Raw genomic sequence first — 12,202 nt, 5'->3', positions numbered from 1 at the left:
GCTGCCTCATCCATCAACTACACTCGTCAACATGAAGCTTTCCGCCATCCGCCGGGTTTTCTTTGCCGCACTGCCCCTCGCTGCCGCGCTTGCCATCATTCCACCCGCCGCGCACGCACAAGCCGCCCAGCCTGCTCCCCTCGAAGACCGCCGCAAAGCCCTCAACGATCTTTTCGCGCAATACTGGGACGCAACAATGAAGCTGTCCCCGGAGGAAGCCTCCAGCCTCGGTGACAAGCGTTACAACGACAAGATCTCCGACTACTCGCCGCGCGCCTTCAACGCATGGATTGCCCGCGAGCAGGAGTTCCTCGTGCGTCTCGCCGCCATCGACCCCACCGGCTTCTCTGAAACCGAAAAAGCAAGCCGCGAAATCCTTCTACGCGACTTCACCGACGACATTGAATCGCAAGACTTCAAAGAGTGGGAGATGCCTATCAACCAGCTGGGCGGCATCTACTCCACCTACCCACAGCTCGCCGACCAGCTCAACTTCAGCACCGTCAAAGATTACGACGACTGGATCTCCCGCCTCCGCGCCATCCCGGAGGCCTTCGACCAGTCGATCACCAACATGGCCACCGGCATCGACGACCACCGCGTACCGCCCAGATATCTGCTGGAAAAAGCTCTCGAACAAGTCAAGCAGCTCGCCAATCAAAAGCCGGAAGATTCACCGCTCGCTTCGCCGATCAAGAAATTCCCAGCCTCCATTCCGGCCGCCGAGCAGGACCGCATCAAGTCTGAGATCCTCGCTGCGGTCGCCAAACGCGATCTGCCCGCCTACCAGCGTCTCGCCCGATTCATGGAGATCACCTACATTCCCGCAGGCCGCGCCGAGCCCGGTATCTCCGCCATCCCGGACGGCGCAAAGTATTACGAGTTCCTCATTCGCCGCACCACCACCACGAACCTCACTGCCGCGCAGCTTCACCAGATCGGCCTTGACGAAGTTCAACGCGACGAAGCCGAGATGCTCGCCATTGCGCAGAAGCTTGGCTTCAAAGACCTCGCCGCCATCCGCGCCGCAGTCAAGGACAACCCTAAATTCGCTCCCGCCTCGCCTGACGCCCTACTAGCCGCCTACAAGAACTACGCCGTCGCCATGCAGGCAAAGCTTCCCACCCTCTTCGGCCGCCTGCCCAAACTGCCCTTCGAGGTCGTCGCCATGCCCGATTACCTCGCCGCCAATGGTCCCGCGGCCTACTACGAGGAAGGCGCTGCAGCCCTCAACCGCCCAGGCCGCCTGTCCATCAACACCTCCAAAGCCACCACCCGCAGTCTGCTGCCAGTCGAAGCCACGGCCTATCATGAAGGCGTTCCCGGCCATCACCTCCAGATATCCTTGGGCCAGGAGCAGGAGAATGTTCCGGAGTTCCGCCGCCATGAGGGGTACACCGCCTTCGTCGAAGGTTGGGCGCTCTACGCTGAGCGCCTCGGTAAGGACGTCGGCTTCTACCAGGACCCCTACTCCGATTATGGCCGCCTTGAAAATGACATCTGGCGCGCCATCCGCCTCGTCGTCGATACCGGCGTCCACTCACAGCACTGGTCGCGCCAGCAGATGGTGGACTACTTCCACGCCCACTCCTCCATCGACGAGACCAATCTCCAGGCCGAAACCGATCGCTACATCGCCTGGCCCGCACAGGCCCTCGCGTACAAAACCGGCCAGCTCAAAATCCTTGCCTTACGCGACAAGGCACAGAAAGCCCTCGGTCCCAAATTCGATATTCGCGCCTTTCATGACACCGTCCTCGATTCCGGCGCACTCCCGCTTGACTTGCTCGAAGAGCGCGTCAATACGTGGATTGCAAATCAATCTGCAAACCCGACAGCTACTCCAAAGTAACTGCGAAATCATAGTCACCATCGTAAGGAAAGCCGAATCCTCATCTTTGCTATGCTGAACTCATCCTTCACTCCGCCTGAGATCATGTCCTTCCGGAGTCAAACCTTGGAGTGCAATGAGTGACTGCGCGCTGGCTCAGTAAGAATGCGCTGATTCTCTGTGCCAGCCTTGCTGTCCTCTGCGTTCACCTGGTGCTTGAAGCCGTCATCCCTGACGAGCTCCTTGATCCCTTCTACTATTTCGTTACAGGGTTTGCGCTCTTTGCCCTTGCTGCCTGCATCTGGCGCGCGTGGCATTGCCCGCGTGGCTTAAGGGTCCATTGGCTTCTCATCGCCACGGCACTGCTCTCATGGATCAGCGCCAATGTCATCATCATGGTGAGCACAGTTCTCAACCACCCTCCTTCACCCACCACCACCACCATTGACGATTTCTTCTACTTCTTCTACGGCATTCCTCTCCTGCTCGCCATATCCATGCCGGAGAAGGACAAGGCATCCCGCGCCTTCTTCCTGCTGGAACTCATTCAGGCAGTAGCCGCGGGCTATCTAGCCTATGTCGTTCTCTTTGGAACCCTGCCCTTCACCAGCATTCCTAACCGCCCTCTCTCAGAAGTCAACCTGATCATCGTCTTCGACGTCCAGGCTCTGCTCCTCGCCATACTGGCCACCACCCGCTTCATAGTTGCCTCACGCGGATCAGTCGAGCGCCGCTACTTGGCCATCCTCACCGGTTATCTCTGGCTCTACGGTTTAAGCAGCGCTGCTTATAACCATCTCGTTGTGATGGGCAGCTTCACGGCCAACCATCCCACCCTCAGTAACGTGCTGGGGGCCATCGTGGATGTGCCATTCCTCGCTCTCGCGCTGGCCGCTCTCATGCTCCCCACACCGGTTCGGCACACCCAGGGTTCCGAGGAAAAAACTCCCCTGGCGCTGCTCGTGGATAATGCTCGTCCCATCTTCTTCGGCTTCTCGATCGTGATCCTCAGCGCCATCGTCGCGCAGCATCATCTCGCAGTAGCTCTCGGCTTCATCATCGGAGCCTTCGCCGTCTACGGTATCCGCTCAGCTCTTCTGCAGAGCCGCCTCCAGCAGACCCGAATCGCGCTTGAAAAAGCCAACGGCCGGCTTGGCGAGCTAGCCATGCTGGACGGGCTTACCGGAGTCGCCAATCGACGTTCTTTTAACGACCGGGTCCAAACCGAATGGGTCCGAGCGCAGCGCATCGGAAAACCGCTCGCACTGCTCGTCATGGATATCGATCACTTCAAGGAGTTCAACGACAGCTACGGTCATGTTGTCGGGGACGAGTGCCTCAGGCATCTGGTGCGCTCCGTGCGCGCCGTGCTCCACCGGCCCGCTGACATGCTGGCGCGCTACGGCGGCGATGAGTTCGTGGTGCTGCTGCCGGAGACAGACGCATCCGGAGCCCTCCATGTAGCCGAGTTGATGAAGGATGCTCTCCGCACCCAGGAATGGTCCGGCGAGGGCTCCCCGATTGCCATCACCATCAGCATCGGCTGCTCCTGCTGGGAATCCCTGCCCGGCGCTACACCGGAAGCACTCTTCGAAGCCGCCGACAAAGCCCTTTACCAGGCCAAGCAACACGGCCGCGACCGCGTGGAATTCTTAGAAGTAAAGATCGCCACTGTGCAATAAGGACAACTTCACGAAAACTGGCGAGCAACCCTCCTCATTCTCAGTCCCAAAGCCCCCCAGTCCCTTAGCCCTCTTCCCTTCGTCCCTCGTCCTTCATCACTCGCCCCTAGTACAATTACCCCGCCTTCGGAAAACGCTTTCACACGACCCGAAGCGCAATTTCCTTCGCAGGGACGGATTCCACAATGAAGCTGCTTCCAAATATTGCCGCTGTTGCGCTCCTCATCGGCTGCGCGGCCGCTCCGGGCACAATCACCGCCCAGGCCGACACAGAAATCGGCGGCCAGAAGGTTGTCACCATCACCCGCAAGGCCGTCAGCACCACGCGCCCCGAGTTCACCAGCATCACCCTCGCCCCCGGCCGCGGCATGGAAGTCCTGCAGATCACCGCCAACTTTCCCGGCAAAGGTGAAGTCAACGTACTCGCCTCACCCGATCTCGCCGGCGCAAAGCAGATGCTCGACGTCAAGGATGATGACTTCGGCGACTTCGGCTACCGTCTCGGCGCAGCCTTCCTCGTGCCCTATCCCAACCGCATCCGCGGCACGCTTTCCGCCGATAAGAAGACCCTGACCACCACCTGGCAGGGCCACACACTCACGCTTCCGGCCAACAACTCCGGCAAGCTGCCCACGGCAGAAAAGCACGCCATGCACGGCCTCATCCTCAAGGCCAAAACGGAGGACGTGAAGATCTCTAAAATCTCCGGCGGCGAAAAGGTCACCGGAACCATCCACGCCGGCAACTTCGGCGGTCACTGGCTCTCCAGCACCGACCTCGACATCACCATCACCCTCACCGCTGACTCCGTAGATGCCAGCATCGTCGCCCATAACGTCGGCAAGGAAGCCGAGCCCATCGCCATCGGCTGGCATCCCTACTTCAACCTTCCCTCCGGCGATCGCACCCAGGTACGCATTCGCATCCCCGGCGAAAACTACGCGCACGTCGACAACTACGACAACGTCTTCCCCACCGGCCAGCTCTCGCCGGTAGGCGGCACGCAATACGACCTGCTCGCAGACAACGGAGCACCGCTGGGCAAAAATTTCTACGACGACAACTGGAGCAAGATCGACTGGAAAGACGCCGCGGCCACCGTCAAAGTCATCGACCCCGCGGCAAAGTACGGCGTCGCCATTGAAGGCCTCTCACCTGAGATCAAGACCATCCAGATGTACGCCCCGCCCACGCAGAAATTCGTGGCCATCGAACATCAGTACAACTTCGCCGACCCCTTCAACACCAAGGTCTGGAAAGGTATGGACACCGGCATGGTCACCCTCAAACCCGGCGCAAGCACCCGCTGGCACGTCCGCCTCAAAGTCTTCGTCCCATAATTCCTCCCATTAAAAAGGCCCCGCTTCATAGAAGCGGGGCCTTTTCATTCGCCTTGCAACTACGGCTGATACCACCACAGATCGTTGAGGTATCCATTCGATCCGATTGAGTCGTAGCCCTGTCCGCCAAACATCCAGACATTGCCCGACGCATCAACCCAGCTCACAGCGCCCAATCGCCCACCGGGAAGATTCGTGGAAGCCGGAGTGCCCAGCGTCCCATAAACTCCCGATTGGCCACCGCTGCGCCCAACTGTAGTGCTGCCGCCCATCCACGTCCACTCGCCTGCTGCGCCCAGTGTCGGATCAAACTCCCACAGGTCGCTCAGGTATCCCTGCGCTCCCGTCGAGTCATAGCCTTGCCCGCCAAAGAGCCACAGATGGCCCGACGCATCGATCCACGGTGTAGCGCTGAACCGTCCGCCGGGAATGTTGGCAGCCGCGGCCGTTCCAAGCGACCCGGGAACTCCGGACGCACCCCCATACGGAGTGGCAAGGGTACTGCTGCCACCCATCCACGTCCACTCGCCCACAGCCCCCACAGTAGAGCTCGGAGTGTACTTCCACAGGTCGTTCAGATATCCCTGTGTCCCGTTGGCGTCAGCGCCAAGTCCGCCAAAGAGCCAGACATTGCCCGCCTTATCCATCCAGCTCACTCCAGCATCCCGTCCTCCGGGAATGTTCGCAGCCGAAGCTGTTCCCAGCGTCCCGTAGACTCCCGGCTGAGCGCCGTTGGGGCCGATCGTATTGGGGCCGGCCATCCACGTCCACTCGCCTGTTGTGCCCTGTGTTGGATCAAACATCCACAGGTCGTTGAGATATCCAAAGGCTCCGGTCGAATCCACACCGTCGCCGCCAAAGAGCCAGAGTTTGCCCGTCGCGTCCATCCAGCTGTTCGCGCCGTATCGTCCTCCGGGAATGTTCGTCGGCGAAGCCGATCTCAGCGTCCCATACACGCCGGATGGCCCGCCGAACAAGCTCGGGACCGCATTCCCGCCGCCCATCCACGTCCACTCGCCATTCGAGCCCAGTGTCGGATCAAACTTCCACAAATCGTTGAGCTCTCCCGTGTTGCCGTACACGTCGTTGCCCTCTCCTCCAAAGAGCCAGAGTTTACCCGACGCATCCGTCCAGCTCACCACCTGCTCGCGTCCTCCGGGAACGTTCGTCGCCGAAGCTGTTCCCAGCGTCCCGTAAACTCCCGGTGAGCCGGCTGCGCCAAAGTTAGGGCTGGGAGGGTTAATGTTGCTTCCGCCCATCCATGTCCACTCGCTCTGTTTCGGGTCAAACTTCCACAGGTCGTTTTCCAATCCGCCCGCACCCGTCGAATCGTCACCATATCCGCCGAAAAGCCACTGGTTGCCGGATGCATCAGTCCAGCTAAGGCTCTGCTCTCGTCCGCCGGGAATATTCGCAGCCGCTGCCGTTCCCAGCGTCCCGTAAACTCCGGATTGGCCAAAATTGCTGCCCACCGTGCTGCTGCCGCCCGCCCACGTCCAATCGCCAACGCAGACCACGTTCACATCCGTCACGTTAGCCACGGCTATGCCGCTCGCGTTGGAGAGCACGCAGTTCCGGCTTGGCGGATTTGCCAGCACCGAGACCATGTATGCGCTGCCGCTCGCAACCGGATCAACAAAAGTAAAGTTGCCGTTGCCGTTCACCGGCAGCAGGTCGCTGTCGTTAATGCCGACACTGTTCTGCAGGATCAGCCCCGCGCCCGTGAGGCCCGTAGCCGTGCCGCCAATCGTATAGGCGGTGGCCGCAACATTCGTGCAGGTCACATTCGCGTTCGTAACATTCGCGGTGGCCGTGCCAATCGGGTTTGCCACCGTGCAGGCCTGTCCCGCAGGATTCGTGAGCACCGTAATTACATAAGGCGCACCGCCGCTGGGAATCGCGCCCGCAAAAACGAAGTTATAGCTCATTGCACCGGTGCCAACCGTCAAGTTGTTCCCGCTGTTATCCTCCAGCACCAGCCCTGAGCCGGTAAGGCCAAATACCTGTCCGCCGATCGTGTACGCCTGCTGGCAGGCAATACTCACGCTGGTCACATTCGCGCTGGCAGTGCCGCTGGCGCTCGTAAGCACGCAATTCTCTCCAGTGGGCTGCGTGAGCACGGACACACTGTATGCGCCGCCGCTGGCGATCGCAGTGGCGAAGGTAAAGGTGGTGGCGTTTGCGCTCACCGTCAGGCTGTTGCCACCATTATCTTGCAACACCAACCCTGAGCCGGTGAGCCCTGAAATGGTGCCGCCGATGGTGTAAGTGGCGGGCGCGGGTGGTGGGGTCGACTTGCCTCCCCCACCGCAGCCAATCACTGTAATCAATGCGATTGCCGGTAGGGCAAAAATACCGAATCTTATCCTGCTTCTCATCTTCATAGGCCTCTTTGAAATGGATTGAATTCAGATGCGCGCGACAGAATGCAGTGGGGGCTCAGTCCGTGTCTTGGGAAAACACAGCATGGGCTGAAGAAAAAACTGGGGCGCAAACTGAGGAAGGACGATCAGCCTGCTGGAATCGATTGCGGGGGTAGGGGCATTCACACACAACACCGGGAACACAATGCGCGCTCACTACGGATCAACTTGTCATGGTGAAAGTTGGAAAAAAGGAGCTTGGATTTTCAGTGCATGGGCCGAATCACCAGCACATACCTTTGCTCCGGTCGCAACAAAACCGATTTAGTTGAGGCGTTCCCGAGAAGTATCCCCATGTCTTTTTATGTATCGAAATTTAATTCGTGTCAACAATTATTTGCATCAACAGCGTAATTTCATCCTGAACCCGATATAAAAAGCTCCTGTCATCTTGAGCGAACTGGGACCCAGACGTTTTCTTCAGTCTGGGGGTTACCTTCACCCGCCGTGAGCGGAGGTAGTACGGAATCCAGATCGCAGCCGCAAGCAATGCGCTGACGAGCACATCAACGGAACGGCTTTACCAATCGGAACGTATACTTTGCTACCGTGTTGGAATCCGTTCTCATCGGAGATTGCGAATGACTTTCGGTCGATATGGGGCTGTTCTAGTCATCACAGTCTTGGTCGGGTGCACTCAGCCGGTTCGACAGAGCCCTGTGATCGACAATTACAATAACGCGGAATGTGTCCCCGTCAGGCTTGGGCCAGGAATCTCGCCGCCTACCCGGGCGTGGAACGATACAGTGATGACACACACGGGCATGGTTGTACTCGTATCGGGAGCAGAGATGCCCGGTGGCAAGATCAGCGTTCACTATCTCCCCGACGGAAAATCAGATGTCGCAGCAGACGCTGGAGACTACATCTATCCTTCTGACGTTCGTATGAACCGAGGCACGGATGTGCTTTACATCAAGGCGAGCGGCATACCTGCTGCATTCGGTGGTCCTCAAACCTGGCTCTTCGCTTATGACCTTCAACAGAAGCGGCAGACAAAACGCGTGCAGGTTGACCCAACCGTTCTGCCGAAGCAATGCGCCGAGCTGCCTTAGGAGGCAGCAGCCGGGGTGCCCCACCCCTTCGCAGCATCAATGCACGAACGTTACCTTCACCCGCCGCGAACGGAGGTAATACGGAATCCAGACTGCAGCCGCAACAAATGTGCGCACAAGGGTGAGGCTGGAGGAAGGTTTTGCCAAGAGGAAAACTGCCGCAAAGTGGTCGCCAGCGATAAAGATGCACTGGAAGACGAAGTAAAAAATCATGAATGTCGGAAAGGCTCGCCGTTTTGTGAAGAACAGGTAGTTGAGCCAGACAAGCATCAACACAAGAAGCACATTGGTAATGGCCTCAACGAGAATGAGCGCATGGAGAGTTCCATGTGTTTGCAGATATGACTGCATGTGCGGGTTGATAAGTACGCGCAGATGTACTGTGAAAATCCTGAAGAGAATAATCACCGGACTCAACACAAGACCAATTCCCACAAGAATCAGCCAGCCCGAAAGACCTTCGAGATGACGGTCTGAGTCGAGCGAAGAGGACGTAAAGAGATCTGGAGCCTCGTACACAGGCGTAGTAGATTCCAGCGCGGAAGCGCTCGCAGCCACAGGTACAGCAGCGGACTGCATCACGACCTCACCGCCACAATGAACGCAGATCACAGCGCCGCGCTCGATTTCCGACCCGCATCGGGAACATTGAATGGGCATCATGGATTGGAGAGAACTGAGCGCATCATCGCGTGAAAATCAGAGGTCTGTCAAGGTTCTTGGGTGAGCGTCGATCATGTATGCCGGGTTCCCCATTCATGGCGCGTTTCTTGCGCCATGAATGGGATAGCACTCCCGCCCCTAACAGTGCACGGCATTAGCCATGCCAAAATGTGGCCCAAAAGGATTGGGCTTTTAGGCCCCGAGGGAACATTTGCAGGGCGTGAAACACACATGAGTTGAGCACAATCAAGGACCTAGTCGCAGTCGAGGTTGCGGGAAAGTGGAAAGCGCTTTTCAGCTTTTCCATAACCCTACTCGTCTGAACCAATCCGCTCCATGGAAACAACCTCTTGAGACACGGCATTTAGCCCCGGATCTCGTGCGGGCTGCCGAAGTGTTTTGTCGAAGATCATCACTTCGCTCGCTCCCCGGTCAAAAACAATTCATGTGATCAGATCTCTCGGTAGTGGTTTAATTTTAAATTTTCGATTTACGAAAGCACGCCATTTGGGCTATGCATAACTTCCTACAAGGCGACTTCCCAGTACTCATCCGCCAGCAGCTCATCGGATGAGGCTTTCGGAAAAACGAAAATGGCGTCCCGGCTCTGCTGTCATGACAGCATCCAGGATCGCCGCAGCGATTGCGGGCGCGGGATTGATGCGCAGCTTCTTTGGAAGAACCGGCGCAAAGACGCTCATCAATCGCAGTGCAACGCCTTCCCTGAACCGCGGTTCGTCTCGCTCTCCACCGATGAGGCTTGGTCGAACGATGGTGAGTGATCTGAATCCTACGAGCTCGATGTCTCTCTCTATCTCGCCCTTGATTCGTGAATAGAACATCGCAGAGCTGACAGAGGCAACGCTCGCCGACACAAGGACAAAAGTCTCCACTCCATGTTCATGTGCAGATCGCGCGAATGCCAGGGGCAGCACGTAGTCCACTTCGCGAAACGCGTCTTTAGAACCAGCCTTGCCAATCGTCGTTCCCAGCGCACAGACGACGCCGTCAACCCCCTGAGTTACGCCGAGCATCGACTCCAGGCGATCGGACACAGGATTGATGAGCTTTGGATGTGGCGCCAATGCCTGGCGCGTGGGCGCGACCACGCCTGTGATGGCAGAATGCGCAAGAGCTTGCGCCAATACATTCTTCCCCAACAGCCCCGTGGCGCCCAATAGCAGTATCTTCATCGTCGAGCTTCTTTCTATTTCACCATTGCTTTTACCAGCAACCGTCGCCATGCCGCATCTGGCAGGAGTCGGTTCATCCAGAAAAACGGGCCGGGTTTGGCGAGATAACGTAGCCGATTGCTCGAATCATTCGCAGCACCGTAAATGACCTCTGCCACCTCTTCTGGCTTGGCCCCTGCGGAATTTCCTTTCGCAAATACAGCCAGGAATTTATTCATGCTTGCTTGGTACGGGTCACTCACGGCTATCTGCTTGCTGCCCTTGCCGAACTCGGTAGCAATGCTGCCGGGCTCGACCATCTTGACGCGAATACGAAACGGCTCCAACTCGTAGCGCATCGATTCGCTAAGGCCTTCTACTGCAAACTTTGTCGCGACGTAGGACGAGGCGTACGGAAGGGCAAAACGGCCCACAATCGAAGAGACATTGATGATCAAACCTTCGCCCGCCTCCCGCATGGCCGGAAGAACCTGCTGCGTCACCCCAATCAGGCCGAATAGATTTGTCGCAAATTGCTTCTGAATTTGCTGATCCGATAATGCTTCTATCGGCCCGAACAATCCATAGCCTGCGTTGTTTAGCAGCACGTCGATCTTCTGGTAACGGCCCAACGTATCGGCTATCCCGCGCGTAATGGACTCTGCATCTGTGACATCCAGCGCGAACAGGCTGATCTGCGAATGCTGAAGCCTGGGATCTGCCTTGCTTGGGTCGCGCATGGTTGCCGCCACATTCCAGCCTCTTTCGGCGAAGTAAAGCGCAGCCGCCTGTCCAATGCCGCTGGACGCACCGGTGATCAAAATTGTCTTTGCCATAAATTCCTCGCGTTAGTTACCTGGTTCGTCACTTCGCGTTCGCAACACTGGTGACCCACAATCGCATTCTATTGAGTATAGATATACCGAACGGTATTTAGGTTGCAAATAGTTTCCGTGCGTTATTCTGAAATCGTGCCGAAAGCGATCAAGCAGAGATTGACCCGCGAGGAGAGCCGCCTCGAAACCAGAACAAGGCTTCTGGATTCAGCAGCACAACTGTTTGCAAGGGGCGGTTATGAGGGCGCGTCTGTCGATCTGATCGCGGAGAGTGCAGGCTACTCCAAGGGAGCGTTCTATTCCAATTTTGAGAGCAAGGAAGCCATCTTTCTGGAGCTTCTCGACGCCCATAAGCGGCGTGAGATTGATGCGCTGGCGCAGCTTCTGGCGCAGGACATTCCCGCGTCGGAGCTTGTCTCACGGATTCGCAACTCTGAAAGTAGTCGTGTCTCTGATTTCGACTTCGGTTTACTTTCGGCGGAGTTTCAGTTGCAAGCCTGCCGCGATAAAACGTTCGCAAAGACCTATGCCAAGCTGCACCGCACTCACGTCGACACCATGGCTGGGTTGATTACCAAACTGTTCGCCAAGCTTGATCGGACTCCGCCCTCAGCGCCAAAGGATCTTGCCGACATCATTATGGCGTTGACCACGGGTCTCTCTTTACAAAGAACAAGCGTGCAAGGACCTCTGCGAAAGGGATTCCTGACTGCAGCGATTCTTCTCGTTCTTGGCCTCGACCCTATCGAAGGCGATAGGTAACGGCAAACGCACTTCTCGGCACTCAATTTCCGATTTGCGTTCCATAATCAGCCATTAGTGAATTTCAAATTGCACCACGACCGATCTCCCACTTTCATTACTAAAGTCCATTGCCCTTTCGTACCGTCTCGGCACTCCAGAAAGTTTGCGTAGAATTACCATCATTTATGCCACACTCATAATCAGCAGCGAAAGACGGCCCGAATCCAATACGGATTCGGGCCGTTTCGTTAAGGGACGGTACCCCTCCCCCATCCCCCTTGCACCACAATTGGTGCAAAAGGTGCCGTACCACCTGTGCAGCTTGCACAGTCCCGAAATGAAGATCGCATAAAGATTCCTGTAAGAACTGTGTAAACGTCAGTAACCCACACAAACTAAATACTTTCGCAAACAACCGTGCACAAGGTAACTCACAACAGTAGAGCCCTCAGTGGC

At 57.2% G+C, this 12,202-nt stretch carries 10 protein-coding genes; 5 read left to right on the top strand and 5 right to left on the bottom strand.

Annotated elements, in window-relative coordinates; all coding sequences use genetic code 11:
- The first annotated feature begins 31 nt into the window (after positions 1 to 31).
- The 3 genes from VO84_RS16840 to VO84_RS16830 all read left to right on the top strand — a co-directional run bounded on the left by VO84_RS16840 (position 32) and on the right by VO84_RS16830 (position 4,853).
- Positions 32 to 1,852, top strand: coding sequence for a DUF885 domain-containing protein (locus tag VO84_RS16840; RefSeq protein WP_082662107.1), 1,821 nt, complete (start codon positions 32 to 34; stop codon positions 1,850 to 1,852).
- A gap of 119 nt (positions 1,853 to 1,971) precedes the next feature.
- Complete coding sequence (locus tag VO84_RS16835) at positions 1,972 to 3,513, top strand: GGDEF domain-containing protein (RefSeq protein ID WP_058188915.1); 1,542 nt, start codon at positions 1,972 to 1,974, stop codon at positions 3,511 to 3,513.
- 185 nt (positions 3,514 to 3,698) lie between these two features.
- On the top strand, positions 3,699 to 4,853 hold the full coding sequence (locus VO84_RS16830; protein WP_058188914.1) for an aldose 1-epimerase: 1,155 nt from the start codon (positions 3,699 to 3,701) through the stop codon (positions 4,851 to 4,853).
- A gap of 59 nt (positions 4,854 to 4,912) precedes the next feature.
- On the opposite strand, the gene VO84_RS16825 is transcribed toward VO84_RS16830, so the two are convergent.
- Together VO84_RS16825 and VO84_RS23375 are read right to left on the bottom strand one after the other, a co-directional pair.
- On the bottom strand, positions 4,913 to 7,231 hold the full coding sequence (locus tag VO84_RS16825) for a kelch repeat-containing protein (RefSeq protein WP_058189350.1): 2,319 nt from the start codon (positions 7,229 to 7,231) through the stop codon (positions 4,913 to 4,915).
- 361 nt (positions 7,232 to 7,592) lie between these two features.
- Entirely contained in the window at positions 7,593 to 7,781 is a 189-nt protein-coding gene (locus VO84_RS23375) for a DUF2569 family protein (RefSeq protein ID WP_157439965.1), read from the bottom strand.
- A 241-nt stretch (positions 7,782 to 8,022) separates the two neighbouring features.
- Here VO84_RS23375 and VO84_RS16820 point away from each other — a divergent pair, with 241 nt between their 5' ends.
- Complete coding sequence (locus VO84_RS16820; protein WP_157439964.1) at positions 8,023 to 8,331, top strand: hypothetical protein; 309 nt, start codon at positions 8,023 to 8,025, stop codon at positions 8,329 to 8,331.
- Between the two features lie 36 nt (positions 8,332 to 8,367).
- Here the strand turns inward: VO84_RS16820 and VO84_RS16815 are convergent, their stop codons facing one another.
- The 3 genes from VO84_RS16815 to VO84_RS16805 form a co-directional block, all read right to left on the bottom strand.
- Positions 8,368 to 8,910 carry a DUF2569 domain-containing protein gene (locus tag VO84_RS16815; RefSeq protein ID WP_058188912.1) on the bottom strand — a complete coding sequence of 181 codons (543 nt, stop codon included), beginning with the start codon at positions 8,908 to 8,910 and terminating at the stop codon, positions 8,368 to 8,370.
- 647 nt (positions 8,911 to 9,557) lie between these two features.
- Entirely contained in the window at positions 9,558 to 10,187 is a 630-nt protein-coding gene (locus tag VO84_RS16810) for an NAD(P)H-binding protein (protein ID WP_058188911.1), read from the bottom strand.
- Between the two features lie 14 nt (positions 10,188 to 10,201).
- Positions 10,202 to 11,002 carry an SDR family oxidoreductase gene (locus VO84_RS16805; RefSeq protein ID WP_058188910.1) on the bottom strand — a complete coding sequence of 267 codons (801 nt, stop codon included), beginning with the start codon at positions 11,000 to 11,002 and terminating at the stop codon, positions 10,202 to 10,204.
- A 135-nt stretch (positions 11,003 to 11,137) separates the two neighbouring features.
- Here VO84_RS16805 and VO84_RS16800 point away from each other — a divergent pair, with 135 nt between their 5' ends.
- Complete coding sequence (locus VO84_RS16800; protein WP_231738029.1) at positions 11,138 to 11,764, top strand: TetR/AcrR family transcriptional regulator; 627 nt, start codon at positions 11,138 to 11,140, stop codon at positions 11,762 to 11,764.
- The last annotated feature ends 438 nt before the right edge of the window (positions 11,765 to 12,202 follow it).

The sequence above is a fragment of the Occallatibacter gabretensis genome, from assembly GCF_001449115.1.
GTDB lineage: Bacteria > Acidobacteriota > Terriglobia > Terriglobales > Acidobacteriaceae > Telmatobacter > Telmatobacter gabretensis.
The sequence above is the reverse complement of the archived record's forward strand: the minus strand, read 5'-3'. Positions and strand labels throughout refer to the sequence as shown.